The organism is Microbacterium sp. T3-8 (assembly GCF_055398145.1).
The window spans coordinates 2,601,286-2,619,486 of record NZ_AP027918.1; the positions used below are offsets into that span (position 1 = coordinate 2,601,286).

The 18,201-nt window shown below is 70.7% G+C and carries 17 protein-coding genes; 11 read left to right on the plus strand and 6 right to left on the minus strand.

Translation table 11 applies throughout. The features are described from left to right. Positions 1-29: 29 nt before the first annotated feature. Positions 30-1,478, minus strand: a complete 1,449-nt coding sequence (locus ACZ5Y9_RS12465; protein WP_464471478.1) for an NAD(P)H-quinone dehydrogenase — start codon at positions 1,476-1,478, stop codon at positions 30-32. Positions 1,479-1,527: 49 nt separating this feature from the next. Here ACZ5Y9_RS12465 and ACZ5Y9_RS12470 point away from each other — a divergent pair, with 49 nt between their 5' ends. The 3 genes from ACZ5Y9_RS12470 to ACZ5Y9_RS12480 all read left to right on the plus strand — a co-directional run bounded on the left by ACZ5Y9_RS12470 (position 1,528) and on the right by ACZ5Y9_RS12480 (position 4,358). Continuing rightward, on the plus strand, positions 1,528-2,361 hold the full coding sequence (locus tag ACZ5Y9_RS12470; RefSeq protein WP_247624816.1) for a purine-nucleoside phosphorylase: 834 nt from the start codon (positions 1,528-1,530) through the stop codon (positions 2,359-2,361). Continuing rightward, positions 2,358-4,028: a phospho-sugar mutase gene (locus ACZ5Y9_RS12475; RefSeq protein ID WP_464471479.1), complete on the plus strand. Its 1,671-nt coding sequence runs from the start codon at positions 2,358-2,360 to the stop codon at positions 4,026-4,028. Before ACZ5Y9_RS12470 ends, ACZ5Y9_RS12475 begins: the two co-directional genes overlap by 4 nt. A gap of 66 nt (positions 4,029-4,094) precedes the next feature. Further along, the gene (locus ACZ5Y9_RS12480) at positions 4,095-4,358 is read left to right on the plus strand and encodes an HPr family phosphocarrier protein (protein WP_247624818.1); all 264 of its coding nucleotides are present in this window, start codon (positions 4,095-4,097) and stop codon (positions 4,356-4,358) included. A 38-nt stretch (positions 4,359-4,396) separates the two neighbouring features. Here ACZ5Y9_RS12480 and ACZ5Y9_RS12485 read toward each other — a convergent pair whose 3' ends face one another. Beyond that, positions 4,397-6,316 (minus strand): BglG family transcription antiterminator, encoded by a 1,920-nt coding sequence (locus ACZ5Y9_RS12485; RefSeq protein ID WP_464471480.1) that lies wholly within the window; start codon positions 6,314-6,316, stop codon positions 4,397-4,399. A 171-nt stretch (positions 6,317-6,487) separates the two neighbouring features. Here ACZ5Y9_RS12485 and ACZ5Y9_RS12490 point away from each other — a divergent pair, with 171 nt between their 5' ends. The 8 genes from ACZ5Y9_RS12490 (at position 6,488) to ACZ5Y9_RS12525 (ending at position 14,197) form a co-directional block, all read left to right on the plus strand. Further along, positions 6,488-6,802, plus strand: a complete 315-nt coding sequence (locus ACZ5Y9_RS12490) for a PTS sugar transporter subunit IIB (RefSeq protein WP_247624820.1) — start codon at positions 6,488-6,490, stop codon at positions 6,800-6,802. Further along, complete coding sequence (locus ACZ5Y9_RS12495) at positions 6,799-7,074, plus strand: HPr family phosphocarrier protein (RefSeq protein ID WP_247624821.1); 276 nt, start codon at positions 6,799-6,801, stop codon at positions 7,072-7,074. Before ACZ5Y9_RS12490 ends, ACZ5Y9_RS12495 begins: the two co-directional genes overlap by 4 nt. Beyond that, positions 7,074-8,759, plus strand: a complete 1,686-nt coding sequence (gene ptsP, locus ACZ5Y9_RS12500; RefSeq protein WP_464471481.1) for a phosphoenolpyruvate--protein phosphotransferase — start codon at positions 7,074-7,076, stop codon at positions 8,757-8,759. The genes ACZ5Y9_RS12495 and ptsP overlap by 1 nt, the downstream gene beginning before the upstream one ends. Further along, positions 8,756-10,372, plus strand: coding sequence for a PTS mannitol transporter subunit IIBC (locus ACZ5Y9_RS12505; protein WP_247624823.1), 1,617 nt, complete (start codon positions 8,756-8,758; stop codon positions 10,370-10,372). The genes ptsP and ACZ5Y9_RS12505 overlap by 4 nt, the downstream gene beginning before the upstream one ends. A 63-nt stretch (positions 10,373-10,435) precedes the next feature. Next, positions 10,436-10,870, plus strand: coding sequence for a PTS sugar transporter subunit IIA (locus ACZ5Y9_RS12510; RefSeq protein ID WP_247624824.1), 435 nt, complete (start codon positions 10,436-10,438; stop codon positions 10,868-10,870). Continuing rightward, positions 10,867-12,024, plus strand: coding sequence for a mannitol-1-phosphate 5-dehydrogenase (locus ACZ5Y9_RS12515; RefSeq protein WP_464471482.1), 1,158 nt, complete (start codon positions 10,867-10,869; stop codon positions 12,022-12,024). Before ACZ5Y9_RS12510 ends, ACZ5Y9_RS12515 begins: the two co-directional genes overlap by 4 nt. Positions 12,025-12,105: 81 nt before the next feature. Next, entirely contained in the window at positions 12,106-13,401 is a 1,296-nt protein-coding gene (locus ACZ5Y9_RS12520) for a flavin-containing monooxygenase (RefSeq protein ID WP_464471483.1), read from the plus strand. 37 nt (positions 13,402-13,438) lie between these two features. Continuing rightward, positions 13,439-14,197, plus strand: a complete 759-nt coding sequence (locus tag ACZ5Y9_RS12525) for an alpha/beta hydrolase (protein ID WP_247624827.1) — start codon at positions 13,439-13,441, stop codon at positions 14,195-14,197. Positions 14,198-14,206: 9 nt separating this feature from the next. Here ACZ5Y9_RS12525 and ACZ5Y9_RS12530 read toward each other — a convergent pair whose 3' ends face one another. The 4 genes from ACZ5Y9_RS12530 to ACZ5Y9_RS12545 form a co-directional block, all read right to left on the minus strand. Continuing rightward, the gene (locus tag ACZ5Y9_RS12530; RefSeq protein WP_247624828.1) at positions 14,207-15,325 is read right to left on the minus strand and encodes a polysaccharide deacetylase family protein; all 1,119 of its coding nucleotides are present in this window, start codon (positions 15,323-15,325) and stop codon (positions 14,207-14,209) included. 2 nt (positions 15,326-15,327) lie between these two features. Next, a complete protein-coding gene (locus tag ACZ5Y9_RS12535) occupies positions 15,328-16,443 on the minus strand; it encodes an adenosine deaminase (protein WP_247624829.1) in 1,116 nt (371 codons plus the stop codon). Between the two features lie 67 nt (positions 16,444-16,510). Then, the gene (locus ACZ5Y9_RS12540) at positions 16,511-17,806 is read right to left on the minus strand and encodes a thymidine phosphorylase (RefSeq protein WP_404598473.1); all 1,296 of its coding nucleotides are present in this window, start codon (positions 17,804-17,806) and stop codon (positions 16,511-16,513) included. Beyond that, entirely contained in the window at positions 17,803-18,201 is a 399-nt protein-coding gene (locus ACZ5Y9_RS12545) for a cytidine deaminase (RefSeq protein WP_247624831.1), read from the minus strand. The genes ACZ5Y9_RS12540 and ACZ5Y9_RS12545 overlap by 4 nt, the downstream gene beginning before the upstream one ends.

Genomic DNA, 18,201 nt, shown 5'->3' on the forward strand with positions numbered 1-18,201 from the left:
CGAGGTGGGGCGCCTTTCGCGTCGTCCGGTCAGGAGATGTTGAACAGGTGCATCGCCCGGCTCGCGTCCGTGATGCTGCTGGACAGCGAGGGGTACGCCGCGAAGACGCGCGAGACCTGATCGACCGTGAGGCGCCGCTCGACGGCGATCGCGATCGGGTAGATCAGCTCGGAGGCCTTCGGGGCGACGATCACGCCGCCGATGACGGTTCCCGACCCCTTGCGGGCAATGAGCTTCACGAAGCCGTCCTTGATGCCCATCATCTTCGCGCGCGGGTTCGCCGCCAGCGGGAGCTTGTAGACCATGCCGTCGGCCACGCCGTCCTCGACGTCCTTCTCGGAGTACCCGACGGTCGCGATCTCGGGCGCGGTGAAGATGTTCGAGGTGATCTTGATCTGCTCCAGCGGGATCACGATGTCGCCGAGAGCGTGGAACACGGCCGTACGGCCCTGCATCGACGCGACGGAGGCCAGCGGGAAGAAGTTCGTGCAGTCGCCCACCGCGTAGATGTTGGGGACCGAGGTGCGCGCCACGCGGTTCACTCGGACGTGCCCCTGCTCGGTGAGCTCCACGCCCGCCTCGGCCAGACCGATGTCGGCGGTGTTGGGGATGGATCCGACCGCCATGAGGCAGTGGCTGCCGTCGACCGTGCGGCCGTCGGAGAGCGTGACGGTGACGCCGTCCTTCGTGGTCTCGACCTTGTCGGCGCGGGCCTTCGAGAGCACGGTCATGCCACCGCGCTTGAAGACCTTCTCGAGCACGCGGGCGGCATCCTGGTCCTCACCGGGAAGCACCTGGTCGCGACTGGAGACGAGCGTCACCTGCGCACCGAGGTTCATGTACGCGGAGGCGAACTCGGCGCCGGTGACACCCGAGCCGACCACGATCAGGTGCTCCGGGAGGGACTTCATGTCGTACAGCTGCGTCCACGTGAGGATCCGTCGGCCGTCGGGCTTGGCGGATTCCAGTTCGCGGGGAGCCGCGCCGACCGCCACCACGATGGTGTCGGCCTCCACGCGGTCGAAGTCGGTGCCGCCCTGACCGGTCGAGACGACGATCGCGTCGGAACCCTCCAGCCGCCCGTGACCGGAGAGGATGCGCACACCCGCCTCGAGGAGGGTCGCCCGCATGTCCTCCGACTGCTGCCCGGCGAGCGCCATCAGGCGCTTGTTGACGGCGGCGAGGTTGATCGCGATCTCGGGCTTGAGCGGCTTGCCCTTCTCGCCCTTCGCGTAAAACTGCACACCGAGGTCGCTCGCCTCGGAGATCGCGACCGCGGCATCGGCCGTCGCGATCAGGCTCTTCGACGGCACGACGTCGGTGAGGACTGCCGCACCGCCCACGCCGACACGCTCGACCAGGGTCACCTCGGCTCCGAGCTGAGCGGCAGCCAGGGCCGCCTCGTAACCGCCGGGACCGCCGCCGAGGACGGCGACGCGCTGAGTGCGCTCGAAAGGGGTGGAAGACATGAAAGCCATTCTTCCGCAATCTTGGCAGCCGAGCCGTCACCTTCCTAGAGTGGAGCCTATGTCCGAGACTCACAGCAACCCCCTGGACGACCCGAACGCCAACCCGTTCGAGGTCGCCGCCACCGCCGCCGCCGACATCGCCCGGCTGACCGGCGTCGAGAAGCACGACATCGCGCTCACGCTCGGCAGCGGTTGGGGCAAGGCCGCCGACATCATCGGCGAGACCGTCGCGACCATCCCCGCGACCGAGGTGACCGGCTTCTCGAAGCCCGCGCTCGAGGGCCACGTCGGCACCCTGCGCAGCATCCGCACCCCCGACGGCAAGAACGTCCTCGTCATCGGCGCGCGCACCCACTACTACGAGGACCACGGCGTCCGTCGTGTCGTGCACAGCGTGCGCACGGCGGCGGCGACCGGCGCGAAGATCATGGTGCTCACGAACGGCGCCGGCGGCATCCGCGAGACCTGGACGCCCGGCCAGCCGGTGCTCATCAGCGACCACATCAACCTCACCGCCGACTCCCCGCTCGAGGGCGCCACCTTCATCGACCTCACCGATCTGTACGCGAAGCGCCTGCGCGACATCGCCCGCAGCGTCGACCCGAGCCTCGACGAGGGCGTCTACACGCAGTTCCGCGGCCCGCACTACGAGACGCCGGCCGAGGTGCAGATGGCGAAGGTCATCGGCGGGCACATCGTCGGGATGTCGACCGCTCTCGAGGCGATCGCCGCCCGCGAGGCGGGCATGGAGGTGCTCGGCTTCTCGCTGATCACGAACCTCGCCGCCGGCATCCAGAAGACGCCCCTCAGCCACGCCGAGGTGATCGAAGCCGGCCGCGAGGCGGAGCCGGTGATCTCGGCCCTCCTCGCCCGAGTGGTCGAGGCGCTGTGAGCGAGGAGCGGCTCGCCCAGGCACGCGCCTGGATGCGCCAGGACCCCGACCACGAGACCCGCGACCAGCTCGCCGGGATCATCACGCGCGCGGCGAGCGGCGAGAAGGCCGCGCTGGCCGACCTCGACGACCGCTTCGGCGCCCGCCTGGCCTTCGGGACGGCGGGTCTGCGCGGCGAACTCGGGGCCGGGAGCAACCGCATGAACCGGGTGCTCGTGACGCAGGCCGCCGCGGGCTTCGCCGCGTATCTGCGCGAGCGCTCGGGAGGCGCGACCCCGACCGTGGTGATCGGCTACGACGGACGCCGCAACTCGCGGGTGTTCGCCACGGACTCCGCCGAGATCTTCGCCGGCGCGGGACTGCGTGCCGTGCTGCTCCCCCGTCTGCTGCCCACACCGGTGCTCGCGTTCGCGGTGCGCCACCTCGGTGCGGATGCCGGGGTCATGGTGACCGCGAGCCACAACCCGCCGAACGACAACGGCTACAAGGTCTACCTCGGCGGCGCCGACGAGGGCTCGCAGATCGTCGCTCCGGCGGACGCCGAGATCGCGGCATCCATCCAGCGCATCGCGGATGCCGGCAGCATCGCCGCTCTCCCCCGCTCGACCTCCTACGAGGTCGCGGGCGAAGACGTCGTCGATGCGTACGTGGCCGCCACCGCCGCGGTCGCCCCCGCTCCCGCGAGCGCATCGGGCCTGCGCTGGGTGTACACGGCGATGCATGGCGTCGGGTGGGAGACCTTCGCGCGCATCGTGACCGCCGCGGGGTACCCGCGGCCCGCCGTCGTCGGCGAACAGCTCGCGCCGGACGCGACCTTCCGCACGGTCTCCTTCCCGAATCCCGAGGAGCCGGGAGCGATGGACCTCGCGTTCGCGCGTGCCCGTCGTACGAACGCGGACTTCATCCTCGCCAACGACCCGGACGCCGACCGCCTCGCCGTCGCCATCCCCGACGACTCTGCCCCCGAGGGCTGGCGTCGCCTGACCGGCAACGAGGTCGGCCTGCTCCTGGGCGCCCGCGCCGCGCGCGCCGCCGCCGGTACGCCCGGCGCAGCGCTCGCGTGCTCACTGGTGTCGTCGCCGGGCCTCGGCGCGATCGCCGCGCACCACGGCCTCGACTTCCACGAGACGCTCACGGGGTTCAAATGGATCTCCCGTGCGCCCGGCATCGTCTTCGGTTTCGAGGAGGCCCTCGGCTATCTCGTGAACCCCGAGACGGTGCGCGACAAGGACGGCATCTCCGCAGCCGTCGCGATCCTCGGCCTCGCCGCCGAGGCCCGCGACCGCGGCGCATCGATCGCTGATCTGCTCGCGGAACTCGGCGACACCTACGGGCATTTCTCGAGCGGTCAGGTCTCGATCCGCGTCGACGATCTCTCGATCATCGGGCGCGTCATGCTGGCCCTGCGCACGCTGCCCCCGGTCCAGATCGCCGGCCGCCCGGTCGCCTCGGCCGAGGATCTTCTGCACGCAGCCGCGGGTCAGCCCTCGGGCGATGTGCTGCGCTACCGGCTCGACGACGGCTCACGGGTGATCGTGCGCCCGAGCGGTACCGAGCCCAAGCTCAAGGTGTACATCGACGCCGCGGGTGCCTCGGCCGACGAAGCCCGCGCAGCGGTCGCCGAGATCGAGACCGGTGTGCGGGAACTCCTCAACGAGCGCTCCTGATCCCTCACGACGGCGCGTGGCCCCTCGGGGCCGCGCGCCGTCGGCATACCCGGATACGATCGGATCATGCCGACCCGCCACGTCATCGTCAGCGCGCACAACGGAGTGCATGCCCGACCCGTCGCCGAGATCGTCCGTCTCGTGCAGGCGCACGGGGCACCGGTCACCCTGCGCACCTCGGACGGGACGACCGTCGATCTGCGCAGCGTGCTGGCCGTGATGGACCTCGCGCTCGGCACGGGCGATGCCGTCGAGCTGCAGACCGCGGCGGGTCCGGGTGCCGATGAGCTGCTCGACGAGCTGGCGGCCGTCCTCGCGCCGGCGAGCTGACCCCGCTCCGCTGTCTGCGGTGATGACGGCGAGGCCGTTCAGCCGTCGATGACGGCGACGAGCTCGTCGAGGAAGGCCTCGAAGGTCGTTCCCCGGCGCACGATCCGCTGCACGCTCTCGCGCTCGCTGAAGACCTCGACGAGCTGCTCGAACACGGTCTGGAACGCCGCGCGATCGCCCTCGCTGAAGGCGGCGAGCGCGACCACCTGCACACGCCCGTCCGCCCAGGCGGCCGATCCGTCGGCCACCCCGATCGCGATGGCCGTGCGCGTCGCGGTCATCTGCAGCGCATGCGGCACGGCGAGTGCATCGGTGAACGCGGTCGACGACATCCGCTCGCGCACGATGGTGTTCTCGACGTAGTCCTCCCCGATGACGCCGGTGTCCACGAGCAGTCCTCCGAGGCGTCGGATGATCGCCTCCTCGCCCTCGTCGGGCAGCGGGTGCACGAAGGCATCGGCATCGAAGTACTGGGCGAGCTCCTCGCGCAGGTGCGTGAGCCGGCGACCGCGGCGGATGCGACCGGCGGCCTGCTGCACGCGCTCGACGTCGGAGTCGGTGAAGAACGGATGGATGCGCACGAAGCGGTCGCCGGTGAGGGCGGGCTCGATCGTGCTGAGCACGAGGTCGGTGTCGAACGACGACCAGTCCGGGTCGACGCTGGTCACCACGCTCGTCACCTCGATCGCCGAACCGAGTGAGCGGTCGACGCTCGATCGCAGCAGCTCGTGCAGCTCGTAATACCCCGGGCAGACGATGGTGGCGGTGAGGATCGACGCGGCCTTGCGGCTGCGTTCGAGCCGTCCGCCGACGTGCATGGCGATGTAGGCGATCTCGTCGTCGTGGATCGGGGTGCCGAGGCGGTCGTGCAACCCCGAGGCGATCGACACCGCGACCTCGAAGATCATGGGGTACGAAGTCTTCAACGAGCGCGTGAGCGGGTTGCGGGCGAAGGCCTGGCCCTGCGCACGCCGGAGCAGGTTCTGCACGTGCAGCGAGAGGCGGAGCACGAACGAGTCCTCGACGAGGTCGACGTCGTACTCGGCCGCAGCCCGGGCGAGCTCGGCGCGCACCGCGTCTTCGACCCCGGCCTCCACGCCGCTGCGGGCGACCTCCCGCGTCGCCTCCTCGCCGGGAGCGACGACCCGGGTGAGCACGAGCGAGGCGAGGTGCCGGCTGTCGCCTTCCCCCAGCTCGACGCCGAAGTGCTCGGTCGCCAGGCGTGAGATCGTCTCCCCCACCCGCGGGATCTCGTCGTGCGCTCCGGTCGGGACGCCCGCGATCGCGTAGCCCGCGGCGACGCGGTCCGTCGCGATCGCGATGTGCAGGAGCACGTCCGAGATCGCGAGCTCGTTGACGAAGTAGCCGAGCCTTCCGAGTTCGCGCACGAGCGCCGACTTGAACGGGCCGACCGCCTCGGCCGACATGCCCGTGCCGGCGAGCGCACGACGGAACGTCTCGGGGTGGAACGACGCGGCATCCATCTCGTCGTGGGCGAGGCGCGAGATCAGCCGGCGCTGCTCCTCCTCGGTGCCCTGCAGGCGCACGATCTCGCGATCGCGCTCGAGCACGAGGTCCGTGCCGTCGAGGAGGCTGCGGACACGGGCGAGATCGGACTCGAGGGTCGCCTCGCTCACGTGCATCCGGTCGGCGGTCGCGTAGATGTCGATGCCGTCCGGCTCGTCGAGGAGCATCCGCACCACGGCGTGCAGGCGATCGCGAGGAGCGGACTCGCCACCCGACCGCGCGCGCAGTGCATCGCGCGCGGCGGGGCCCGCGCGATAACCCGCGGGACCGGACTCCACGGCGTCGCCGCCGACGCGGGCGTTGAGGGCGGCGACGTACGAACGGATGCTGCGGGGCGTCACCCCGACCAGATCGGCGAGGCTGGCAGCTGTCGCCCACGATCCCCGACGCAGCAGAGCGGTGAGGATCTGGTCCTGGCGCTGGCGCGACATGATCCTCCCTCTGCTCGTCGTACGTGCGCGACTTCTCTGTGCGCCGCCCTCCCATGATGTCAGGCCGCGGCCGGAGCGGGGGCCGGAAGCGGGGTTCCGCAGGGGCGGAAAGGATCCTGTTGGCACCCCACCCCCGGTCTTTCACAGACTGTTCTCAGGAAGGTGGAATCGATGAGGATCCTCATTGTGTGCGGCGCGGGTGCGTCGAGCACGTTCGTCGCACAGCGACTGCGGCGCGCCGCATCCGACGCGGGTCTCGAATGGGATGCCGTCGCCGGAGTGGAGTCCTCCGTCTTCCCCGGCGCACAGGATGCGCTCCTCGTCGGCCCGCACCTCGCGGACCGGGTGGACGCCCTGCGCGCGAGCGCCGGGGTTCCCGTCGCCCTCCTGCCCGCCGACATCTTCGCCGACCGCGACGGGGAACGGACGCTCGCCCTGGTGCGCGCGCTGCTCGCCGCGGAGACCACCCCGAAAGGAACACCATGACCGTTTCACGCACCGTTCGGATCGGCTCCTCCCACGGACTGCACGCGCGCCCCGCGAAGCTCTTCGCGCAGGCCGCCAAGGAGGCGGGCATCCCCGTCACGATCGCCAAGGACTCCGGCAAGGCCGTCAACGCGGCCAGCATCCTCGGGGTCATCGCCCTCGCGATCGAGCACGGCGACTACGTCACCCTCACGGCCGACGGCGACAGCGCGGAGGGTGTGCTCGACACGCTCACCGAACTGCTGACCACCGACCACGACCAGGAATCCTGATGAGCGAGCTGCGCGGAGTCGGCATCGGGCTCGGCGTCGCGCAGGGCCCGGTCGTGCGCATGACCGAGGCGCTGCCCGCGCCCGACCAGACGCCCAGCACCGTCGGCGCCGAGGCGGAGCGAGCCCGCGTGCGCGAGGCCGTCGCGGTCGTCGCCCAGGAGCTCACCGCCCGCGGCGAGGCGGCCGGCGGGTCGGCCCAGGAGGTGCTCGAAGCCCAGGCGATGATCGCCGAGGACCCGACGCTCCAGGACGAGGTCGACGAGCGCATCGACGCCGGCGCCACCGCTGAGTGGGCCGTGCACGACGCTTTCGCGGGATTCAAGGCCACGCTCGAGGCCGTCGGCGGCTATCTCGGCGAACGCGCCGCCGACCTCGACGACATCGCCCAGCGGGTGCTCGCCCGCCTGCGCGGCGTCGAGGCGCCCGGTGTGCCGAACCCGGGGCATCCGTTCGTCCTGGTCGCGCGCGATCTCGCGCCCGCCGACACCGCCTTGCTCGATCTCGACCAGGTGCTCGCGCTCATCACGAGCGATGGCGGCCCCACCTCGCACACCGCGATCCTCGCGCGTGAGAAGGGCATCGTCGCGATCGTCGGAGCGACCGAGGCCGCGACCCTCGCGACCGGCACGACGGTCATCGTCGACGCCGCGGCGGGAATCGTCACCGCCGATCCCGCACAGGACGCCCTCGACCGCGCCGCCCAGCGCGCCGCGGACCGCGCCTCCGCCGACGCCGCACCCGCGACGCCGGGAGCGCTGGCCGACGGCACCGCGATCCCGCTGCTGGCGAACCTCGGCAAGCCCGCGGATGCCGCGGACGCCGTCGAGCGCGGCGCCGAGGGCGTGGGGCTCTTCCGCACCGAGTTCCTGTTCCTCTCGGCCACGCAGGCGCCCACGATCGCGCAGCAGCGCGAGTCGTATCGCGAGCTGCTCGCCGCCTTCCCGGGCAAGAAGGTCGTCGTGCGCATGCTCGACGCGGGCGCCGACAAGCCCGTCGCCTTCCTCAACGACGCCCACGAGGAGAACCCGGCACTCGGGCTCCGGGGCCTGCGTTCCCTGCGCGCGAGCGAGGACATCCTGCGCGAGCAGCTCACGGCCCTCGCCGAGGCGGATGCCGCCACCTCCGCCGACCTGTGGGTCATGGCGCCGATGGTCACGACCGTCGAGGAGACCGCGTACTTCACCGGCCTCGCCCGCGAATACGGGCTGAAGACCGCCGGCGTCATGGTCGAGGTTCCGGCGAGCGCGCTGCTCGCCGACCGGGTGCTCGCGCACGCGGACTTCGCCTCGATCGGCACCAACGACCTGACGCAGTACACGATGGCGGCCGATCGCCTGCTCGGATCGGTCGCGAGCTTCCAGGACCCCTGGCACCCCGCGGTCCTGCGCCTCGTGCGCGAGGTCGGGGCCGCAGGTTCTCGTCTCGGCAAGCCCGTCGGCATCTGCGGCGAGGCCGCCGCCGATCCCCTCCTCGCCATCGTGCTCGTGGGCCTCGGCGCCACGAGCCTCTCGATGGCTCCCGCAGCGCTGGCGGACGTCCGCCACGCGCTCTCCGAACGCACGCTCGACGAGGCCCGTAACCTCGCCGAGCTCGCACTGGCGGCGGACGACGCCGCCGGTGCACGCCTGGCCGTGGTGGAAGCATCCACGGCCCTCCCTCCTCACCAGAAAGAGACGACATCATGACGACGACGTCACCAGCCCCCGCGAAGGCGAACGGGCTCCGAACGGGCGTGCAGCGTTTCGGCACGTTCCTCTCCGGCATGATCATGCCCAATATCGCGGCGTTCATCGCGTGGGGCTTCATCACCATGCTGTTCATCCCGGCCGGGTTCTTCGGCGCCAAGAGCCCCTTCGGCTGGCACTGGGCTCCGGTGGCCGAGATCATCGGCGGCGGCGGAGACTCCGCCGTCATCGGATGGCAGGGGGCCATGACGGCGGTCGCCGAGGGCGCCGACGGCAACATCTTCGCCTACGTCGGTCTGGTCGGACCGATGGTCACGTACCTTCTGCCGCTCCTCATCGCTAACACCGCGGGCCGCATGGTCTACGGCGAGCGCGGTGGCGTCGTGGCGACCATCGCCACCATGGGTGTCATCGTCGGAACCAACATCCCGATGTTCCTCGGCGCGATGATCATGGGCCCGATCGCGGCCTGGATCACGAAGCAGATGGACAAGCTGTGGGACGGCAAGATCCGCCCCGGCTTCGAGATGCTCGTCAACAACTTCTCGGCCGGAATCCTCGGCATGATCCTCGCGATCGTCGGCTTCTTCGCCTTCGGCCCGGTCATGCTCGGCATCAGCGCCGTGCTCGGCGCGGCGGTCGACTGGCTCGTCTCGCTCAACCTGCTGCCCCTGGTCTCGATCATCGTCGAGCCGGCGAAGGTGCTGTTCCTCAACAACGCCATCAACCACGGCGTCTTCACCCCGCTCGGCATCGAGCAGGCCGCCGAAACGGGCAAGTCGATCCTCTTCCTCATCGAGGCGAACCCCGGCCCCGGCCTCGGTCTGCTGCTCGCCTTCACCTTCTTCGGTGTCGGCGCGGCGAAGGCCTCGGCTCCGGGCGCGGCCGTCATCCAGTTCTTCGGTGGTATCCACGAGATCTACTTCCCGTACGCGCTCAGCAAGCCGACCACCATCCTCGCCCTCATCGCGGGTGGCGCGGCCGGTGTCACGACGAACATGCTCCTCGGCGGCGGTCTCGGCTTCCCGGCCGCACCGGGAAGCATCATCGCCGTCACCGCCGGAGCGATCGGCTCGGGCGTCGGCAACCTCGTCGTCGTCTACCTGTCGGTGCTCATCGCCGCGGCCGTGACCTTCCTCATCACGGCCGTCATCCTGCGGGCCTCCCGCAGGCGCGACCTCGAGGCAGAGGGCGACACCTTCGGCGCCGCGATCGCACAGACCGAGGCCAACAAGGGCAAGTCCTCCGCCGCGATGGACGCACTGCGCACCTCGAGCGGCGCAGCCGACGGTGGCACGGCCGTCGCGACCGATCGCCGCATCGAGAACGTCGTGTTCGCGTGCGACGCCGGTATGGGCTCCTCCGCCATGGGCGCGAGCGTCCTGCGCAACAAGTTCAAGAAGGCGGGCGTCGAGGGCGTCACGGTCACCAACCAGGCGATCGCGAACCTCGACGGAACGGCCGATCTCGTGATCACGCAGCAGCAGCTGACCGATCGCGCGAAGGCCCAGTCGCCGAACTCCCTGCACGTATCGGTCGACAACTTCATGAATTCCCCGAAGTATGAAGAGGTCGTCGAGATGGTGCGCGCCCAGCGCGACACCGACGCGTGACACACCCCGGTGGGCGGATGCTGCGGCATCCGCCCACCGGACCATTCTCAGAAAGGAAACATCATGAGCGTTCTCACCCTCGACCAGATCCGGATCCACCCGGGATCGGCGACGCAGGAGGAGGCCCTGCAGGAGGCGACCGACATCCTGGTCTCGGTGGGCGCCGTGACCCCGGCCTACGTCGACGCGATGCGTCAGCGCGAGGAGACGGTCTCGACCTTCATGGGCAACGGTCTCGCGATCCCGCACGGCACCAACGAGACCAAGGACGCGATCCTCGCCTCGGCCCTCTCCGTCGTGCGCTACGACGGCGGCGTGGACTGGGCGGGCGAGCCGGCGACGTTCGTGATCGGCATCGCCGGACGCGGGGACGAGCACCTCGAGATCCTCTCGCAGATCGCGATCCTGTTCTCCGACGAGGACGACGTCGCGAAGCTGACGGCGGCGCAGACCCCCGACGAGCTCTTCGCCCTGCTCTCGGCGGTGAACGAGGGATGAAGGCCGTCCAGTTCGGCGCCGGCAACATCGGCCGCGGGTTCGTGGGCCTCCTGCTCCACGAGGGCGGCTACGAGGTCGTCTTCTCCGATGTGGCGGATGCGCTCGTCGATGCGATCAACGCCGTCGACGCGTACACGGTGCACGAGGTCGGGCCGGGGGGCGTCGACCGCACCGTGACCGGGTTCCGGGCCGTCAACAGCAAGACCGATCCGGATGCCGCGGCCGACGAGGTCGCCACGGCCGACGTCGTGACCTGCGCGGTCGGCCCGACCGTCCTGCGCTTCATCGCGCCGACGATCGTCGCGGGTCTCACCCGCCGCTCCCCCGACGCCGCGCCGCTGGTGATCATGGCGTGCGAGAACGCGATCGGCGCGACCGATCTGCTCCGCGCCGAGATCGAGAGCGCCGCGGGCGCCGACGCGCGCGAGCTGCTCGCGAAGGCCGTGTTCGCGAACACGGCCGTCGACCGCATCGTGCCGGCCCAGCCCGAGGGTGCGGGAGTCGACGTCACGGTCGAGCCGTACTTCGAGTGGACGATCGAGCAGGGGCCGTTCGGCGGATCGCTGCCGAGCATCCCCGGCGCGCACTTCGTCGACGACCTCGCCCCGTACATCGAGCGCAAGCTGTTCACCGTCAACACCGGTCACGCGGCCACCGCGTACTTCGGCGCCCGCGCCGGCATCGACCGGATCTCCGACGCCCTCGCCGATCCGCAGATCGCCGCGGCGGTCGGCGCGGCCCTCGAGGAGACCTCGGCGGTGCTTGCCGCGACCCACGGGCTCGACCCGGCCGATCTGACCGAGTACCGCGCGACCATCCTCGAGCGCTTCCGCAATCCGGCGCTCGTCGACACCGTGCAGCGCGTCGGACGCCAGCCGCTGCGCAAGATCTCGCGGCACGAGCGGTTCATCGGACCTGCCGCCGCCGCCGCCGAGCACGGCCTGTCGACGGACGCGCTCGTGGCGGCCATCGCCGCGACCCTCGAGTTCGAGGATGCCGAGGACACCCAGGCCGTCGAGCTGCGCCAGCTGCTCGGCACGCTGGACGCGCAGACGTTCACGACGCGCACGACGGGGCTGGAGCCGCAGCATCCGCTCTTCGTCGCCGTCGAGGCGGTCGTGGCCGCCCGACAGGACGCTCTCCGCGCCGCCTGATCCATCGATCGCGGACGCCCCCGCACCCCGATACGATCGGGGTGCGGGGGCGTTTTCGGTACACGGACGTGCGGGGGCAACATGGACACCTATGCCGTGATCGGCGCGGGACCGTCGGGCCTGGCCGCCGTCCGCGCTCTGCGGAAGCGCGGCATCCCCGTCGTTGGCTACGAGGCCTCGCACGGCGTCGGCGGCCTCTGGGACATCTCCAATCCGCGCAGCACGATGTACGAGTCGGCGCACCTCATCTCGTCGCGCACGACGACCGAGTTCCGCGAGTTCCCGATGCGATCGACGGTCGACTATCCGGGGCACGCGGCGCTGCTCGAGTACTTCCGGGAGTACGCCGATCACTTCGGTCTGACCGAGCTCTTCCGCTTCGACACGCGCGTCACCGGGCTCGACCCCCGCGACGACGGCGGTTGGGACCTGACGAGCGTCGGCCCGGACGGCGAGCACACGCACCGATACGCCGGCGTCGTGCTCGCGAACGGCACGCTCGCCGAGCCGAACGTCCCCACCTTCCCGGGCGACTTCACCGGCGAGGTGCTGCACACGAGCGCCTACTCCTCCCCCGCGCAGCTCGCGGGACGCCGGGTGCTCATCATCGGCGCCGGCAATTCGGGCTGCGACATCGCAGTGGATGCCGTGCACCACGCCGACGCGATCGACATGAGCGTGCGTCGCGGCTACTACTTCGTTCCGCGCTACCTCTTCGGTCGCCCGAGCGACACCCTGAACCAGGGCCGTCCGCTGCCCGCCCGGCTCAAGCAGGCCCTCGACTCCCGCGTGCTGCGCGCCTTCACCGGCGACCCCGTGCGGTTCGGCTTCCCGAAGCCCGACTACCGCATCTACGAGTCGCACCCGATCGTGAACACCATGGTGCTCAATCACCTCGGCCAGGGCGATCTGCGCGTCCGGCCCGACGTCGACCGCTTCGACGGCTCGACCGTGCACTTCCGCGACGGATCGTCCGGCGAGTACGACCTGGTGCTCCTCGCGACCGGCTACCGACTCGATTATCCGTTCGTCGACCCCGCGCACCTGAACTGGCGCGGCGCCTCCCCCCGGCTCTTCCTGCACGTGTTCCCGCCGTCGTTCAACGGGCTGTTCGTGATGGGCATGATCGAGGCATCCGGGATCGGCTGGCAGGGCCGCTACGAGCAGGCGGAGCTCCTCGCCACGTATCTCGACGCGGCGGAGCGGGACCCGGCCCGCGCGGCGCGGTTCCGCGCGAGGGTGACCGATTCCGCCTGGCCCGACCTCACCGGCGGGTATCACTACCTGGGCCTCGACCGCATGGCCTACTACGTCAACAAGGATGCCTACCGCGGCGCTATCCGGCGGGAGCAGCAGGCTCTCGCGCAACCCGCGTGAGCGGTGCTCTCCCAGGCATCGCGCGTACCCTGGAGAGGTGCAGAAGAAGCGTGGCCGGCGCGTCCTGAAGTGGACGTTGTGGAGCATCCTGATCCTCGTCCTCCTCGGCGCCGGCGGCATCGTCGCCTGGAGCCAGATCGGTGTGATGGGGGCGGAGAAGGCCCCCCTCGCCGCCGTGCGCGAGAACCCCGCGATCACGGTCGACGACGCGGAGCAGGGCATCGTCCTGGCGCCCGCCGACGGGGATTCCGAGATCGGTCTCGTCTTCGTGCCCGGCGCGAAGGTCGACCCCTGGGCGTACGCCGCGATCCTGCAGGGCGTCGCCGAGGAGGGGGTCACGGTCGTGATCACGCGTCCCTGGCTGAACCTCGCCTTCTTCGACCCGCGCCCCCTCGACTCCTTCACCTCCGCCGCGCCCGACGTCGACGTGTGGGCCGTGGGCGGCCACTCCCTGGGCGGCGTGCGCGCCTGCCAGCTCGCGGCGGATGCCGATGCGCTCGTGCTCTTCGGCTCGTACTGCGCCAACGATCTATCCGGCACCGATCTCGCGGTGCTCAGCCTCGCCGGCTCCGAGGACGGCCTCTCGACGCCGGCGAAGATCTCGGATGCGCGCGGAAACCTGCCCGCCGATGCCGACCTCGTCGAGATCGACGGCGCCTCGCACGCCTCGTTCGGGGACTACGGCCCGCAGGCCGGCGACGGCACGCCGTCGATCTCGGACGAAGAGATGCACGCCACGGTCACCGAACTCCTCGGTGCGTTCCTCTCCGAGGACGCGCTGGCCGCCGCGGGCTGAGCGCGGAGTTCAGCCGATCCGCGAGATCAGCGACTCGAGGCCCATGCCGTAGTCGATGCGCACGACCGGCAGCGCCAGCTTGTCGGTGCCGATCTCGACGTAACCCGGCTCGATGGTGCGCGCCATCTCGAAGCCGGCCTGCGTCACGCCCTGCTTCGCCGTGTCGTTGTAGTGCCCGAACGGGTAGGCGATGACCTCGCGCACGCCCAGCACGTCGCCGGAGGTGTTGAGGTCGGCGGCGATCTCGTCGGCGGTCCAGTTCTCCATCCGGCCCCGACCGTTGGCACCGGCCTGGTGCATGTCGTGCGTGTGCGAGCGGCGCAGCACGTACGGCGACGGCGGCGGGTCCTGCCGGTAGGCGGTGATCATGAACGACGTCGAGAGCAGCTTGTACTTGTCGACGACCGGCACGGCGAGGTCGAACCACGTCTGGTCGGCGTCGTCATCGGTGATGATGACGGAGCGCGCGGGTAGCGACAGCCGGCCGTCGATGAACGCGCTCAGCTCGTCCCACGTGGGCAGGTAGAACCCGGTCGTCGCGATGTGGTTCATCTGCGCGTCGAAGTCGCCGATGTAGGCGTAGTTGCCGCGCAGCCACCCGGACTCCCCCTCGGGGTTCGGGGTGAACTGGTGGTACATGAGGATCGGCACCTGCACATCGGCCGCCGTGTTCGCCTCGGGCGTCGTCCACGCGCCGAACAGCTCGACCTCGGCATCCGTGCAGACGACCGCGTCCGCCCCGTTGACGCGCGCCGCGACGTTCTGGGCCGCCGCGTCGTCGGCCGTGGCGTACCACCCGGCGAACACGCGACCATCCTGCGCCGGGATCGGCAGGTACTGGTAGAGCGCGCCCTGCGACTGCACCTGCATGTCGAGCGCGATGCCCTCGCCCGTGAACGACACGGCGCACCCGTTCGGATCACCGGAGTCGGCGACGAGCTGCTGCGCCGCGGTCAGCGGGCGCTCGATCGGCGTCGCCTCGACGCGCGGGACAGGCTCCGGCTCGCGATTCATCCACGTGAAGGCGGCAGCGGCACCACCCGCCACGACCGCCACGGCGACGACCGCGCCGATCCAGATCCCCCGGCGTCTGCGCCGTGCCCGCGAACGGCTCCCCCGAGTCGTCATGGTCAGGCGTCGAAGCCTTCGGCGATCATCTCCACGAGCTCTTCGCGCTCCTCGACCGGGAGGAACGTCGCGGCCGCGGCGTTGAACTGGAAGGTCTCGAGATCGTCGAGGTCGTACTCGAACGCCTCGACGAGAAGGGCGAGCTCACGGGTGAGCGAGGTCGCGCTCATGGTGCGGTTGTCGACGTTCACGGTGACGGCGAAGCCGAGCTGGTAGAGCAGATCGAACGGGTGATCGGCGAGCTCCGAGCCCCAGGCGGCGACCGCCCCGGTCTGCAGGTTCGACGACGGCGACAGTTCGAGCGGGATCTCGCGGTCGCGCACCCAGCGCGCCACCTCGCCGAACTGCACCTGCACCTCATCGCCCTCGCGCGTGATGACCTCGAGATCCTCGGCGATGCGCACGCCGTGCCCGAGCCGCAGAGCACGTCCGTCGAGCAGGGCGGAGCGGATCGAGTCGAGTCCGGCCGCCTCGCCGGCGTGCACCGTCACGGGGAAGAAGTTGTCGGCGAGGTAGTCGAAGGCCTCGCGATAGTTCGACGACGGGAAGCCGTCCTCGGGGCCCGCGGTGTCGAAGCCCACGACGCCGCGGCCGCGGAAGTCGACCGCGAGTTCCGCGATCTCGCGGGCGCGATCGTGCTGGCGCATCGCCGACAGCAGCTGGCCGACGCGGATGCTGTGCCCCGCGGCGTCCGCGGCGTCCTCGCCCTCCTCGATCCCCTGCTGCACGGCCTCTACGACCTGCTCGAGGCTGAGGCCGCCCGCCAGGTGCTGCTCGGGCGCCCAGCGCACCTCGCCGTAGATCACGCCGTCCTTCGCCAGGTCCTGCACGAACTCCCGGGCCACCCGGGTCAACGCCTCCGGCGTCTGCATGACCGCGATCGTGAGGTCGAACGTCTTCAGGTACTCGACCAGCGAGCCCGAATCGCTCTGCTTCGCGAACCAGCGCCCGAGCGAGCGTGCATCGCTCTGCGGCAGCTCGATGCCCGCGGCATCCGCCAGCTCGACGATCGTCGCCGGACGCAGCGCGCCGTCGAGATGGTCGTGCAGCGACACCTTCGGCAGACTCCGCAGGGAGATCCCCTGGATCTTGACGTCGCCGTTCGCATCGATCGCCATGGGGATCCTCCAGTCGCAGAAAAGTGTGGCGGTGGTGACCGCCGTGTTCAGGGTAGCGGGCCGGAGGTCAGGCCGTGATGCGTTCGCGCACGATCGGTCCGCGCGCGGGCGCATCCGCTCCGATCTCCCACGCTCCCTCGAGCGCCTCGATCGCGCGCGGGAAGCGCGCCTCGTCGGCCGCCGAGAGCGTGAACAGCGGCTGTCCGGCGACGACGCGGTCGCCGGGCTTCGCGTGCAGGTCGATCCCCGCCTCGAAGATCACGGGATCCTCGGCGCGCGCACGGCCGGCGCCGAGACGCCAGGCCGCGATGCCGAAGGGCAGGGCGTCCATGCGGCTGATGACGCCGTCGGCGGGCGCCGTGACGACGTGGGTCTCGCGGGCGACCGGAAGCGCGGCATCCGGGTCGCCGTCCTGCGCGCGGATCATCGCCTTCCACTGATCCATCGCGCGCCCGTCGTCGAGAGCCGCCTCCACATCGGCATCCGGCTGACCGGCCAGCGCGAGCATCTCGCGGGCGAGCGCGATCGTGAGCTCGCGGACGTCGGCGGGACCTGCGCCGGCCAGGATCTCGACCGACTCGCGGACCTCGTTGGCATTGCCGATCGCGAAGCCGAGGGGCACGTTCATGTCGGTGAGCAGGGCCGTCGTCGCGACGCCCGAATCGGTGCCGAGCGCGACCATCGTGCGAGCGAGCTCGCGCGCACGATCGATGTCCTGCATGAAGGCGCCCGACCCGAACTTGACGTCGAGCACGAGGGCGTCCGTGCCCTCCGCGATCTTCTTCGACATGATGCTCGACGCGATCAGCGGGATCGCCTCGACCGTGCCGGTCACGTCGCGCAGCGCGTAGAGCTTCTTGTCGGCGGGGGCGAGACCGGAACCCGCCGCGCAGATCACCGCACCGACGTCGCCCTGCATCTGGGCGAACATCTCCTCGTTGCTGAGCGCCGCGCGCCAGCCGGGGATCGACTCGAGCTTGTCGAGCGTGCCGCCCGTGTGGCCCAGGCCGCGGCCGCTGAGCTGCGGCACCGCCACCCCGAACGCCGCGACCAGCGGAGCGAGCGGTAGCGTGATCTTGTCGCCCACGCCGCCCGTGGAGTGCTTGTCGACCGTCTTCTTGCCGAGGGCGGCGAAGCTCATCCGCTCCCCCGACGCGATCATCGCGTCGGTGAGCACACGGATCTCGTCGCGCTCCATGCCGCGCTGGAAGATCGCCATCGCGAACGAGGCCATCTGCGCGTCCGACACGTAGCCGCGCGTGTACGCGTCGACCATCCATCGCAGGGCGGGTTCCGGAACGGCTCCGCCATCGCGCTTCGCGCGGATGACGTCGACCGCGTCGTAGGGCTCCACCGTGCTCATCGTGCGTCCTCCAGGTCGCGGGGGCCGAACGCGTCCGGCAGTACTTCGTCGATCGTGCGGATGCCGGAGACGGTCTCGAGCAGCATTCCGGGCATCGCGTGCTCGAACAGCAGCTGACGGCAGCGGCCGCACGGCATGATCGTCTGCCCGTCGTTGTTCACGCACACGAAGGCGACGAGCTGGCCGCCGCCGGACATGTGCAGATCGCCGACGAGAGCGCACTCGGCGCACAGGGTGACGCCGTACGACGCGTTCTCGACGTTGCAGCCGGCGACGATGCGCCCGTCTCCCACCAGTGCCGCAGCCCCCACGCGGTAGCGCGAGTAGGGGGCGTAGGCCTTCTCCATGGCGGAGGTGGCGACCTGACGCAGCTCGTCCCAGTCGATGTCTGTCAT

What these genes read in the sequence shown, in the direction of transcription:
- ACZ5Y9_RS12545 (WP_247624831.1), bottom strand. Translation starts at nt 18,201, where the DNA reads ATGACAGACATCGACTGGGACGAGCTGCGTCAGGTCGCCACCTCCGCC.
- ACZ5Y9_RS12490 (WP_247624820.1), top strand. Translation starts at nt 6,488, where the DNA reads ATGAGGATCCTCATTGTGTGCGGCGCGGGTGCGTCGAGCACGTTCGTC.
- ACZ5Y9_RS12535 (WP_247624829.1), bottom strand. Translation starts at nt 16,443, where the DNA reads ATGGCGATCGATGCGAACGGCGACGTCAAGATCCAGGGGATCTCCCTG.
- ptsP (WP_464471481.1), top strand. Translation starts at nt 7,074, where the DNA reads ATGAGCGAGCTGCGCGGAGTCGGCATCGGGCTCGGCGTCGCGCAGGGC.
- ACZ5Y9_RS12540 (WP_404598473.1), bottom strand. Translation starts at nt 17,806, where the DNA reads ATGAGCACGGTGGAGCCCTACGACGCGGTCGACGTCATCCGCGCGAAG.
- ACZ5Y9_RS12520 (WP_464471483.1), top strand. Translation starts at nt 12,106, where the DNA reads ATGGACACCTATGCCGTGATCGGCGCGGGACCGTCGGGCCTGGCCGCC.
- ACZ5Y9_RS12465 (WP_464471478.1), bottom strand. Translation starts at nt 1,478, where the DNA reads ATGGCTTTCATGTCTTCCACCCCTTTCGAGCGCACTCAGCGCGTCGCC.
- ACZ5Y9_RS12480 (WP_247624818.1), top strand. Translation starts at nt 4,095, where the DNA reads ATGCCGACCCGCCACGTCATCGTCAGCGCGCACAACGGAGTGCATGCC.
- ACZ5Y9_RS12485 (WP_464471480.1), bottom strand. Translation starts at nt 6,316, where the DNA reads ATGTCGCGCCAGCGCCAGGACCAGATCCTCACCGCTCTGCTGCGTCGG.
- ACZ5Y9_RS12515 (WP_464471482.1), top strand. Translation starts at nt 10,867, where the DNA reads ATGAAGGCCGTCCAGTTCGGCGCCGGCAACATCGGCCGCGGGTTCGTG.
- ACZ5Y9_RS12530 (WP_247624828.1), bottom strand. Translation starts at nt 15,325, where the DNA reads ATGACGACTCGGGGGAGCCGTTCGCGGGCACGGCGCAGACGCCGGGGG.
- ACZ5Y9_RS12505 (WP_247624823.1), top strand. Translation starts at nt 8,756, where the DNA reads ATGACGACGACGTCACCAGCCCCCGCGAAGGCGAACGGGCTCCGAACG.
- ACZ5Y9_RS12470 (WP_247624816.1), top strand. Translation starts at nt 1,528, where the DNA reads ATGTCCGAGACTCACAGCAACCCCCTGGACGACCCGAACGCCAACCCG.
- ACZ5Y9_RS12510 (WP_247624824.1), top strand. Translation starts at nt 10,436, where the DNA reads ATGAGCGTTCTCACCCTCGACCAGATCCGGATCCACCCGGGATCGGCG.
- ACZ5Y9_RS12495 (WP_247624821.1), top strand. Translation starts at nt 6,799, where the DNA reads ATGACCGTTTCACGCACCGTTCGGATCGGCTCCTCCCACGGACTGCAC.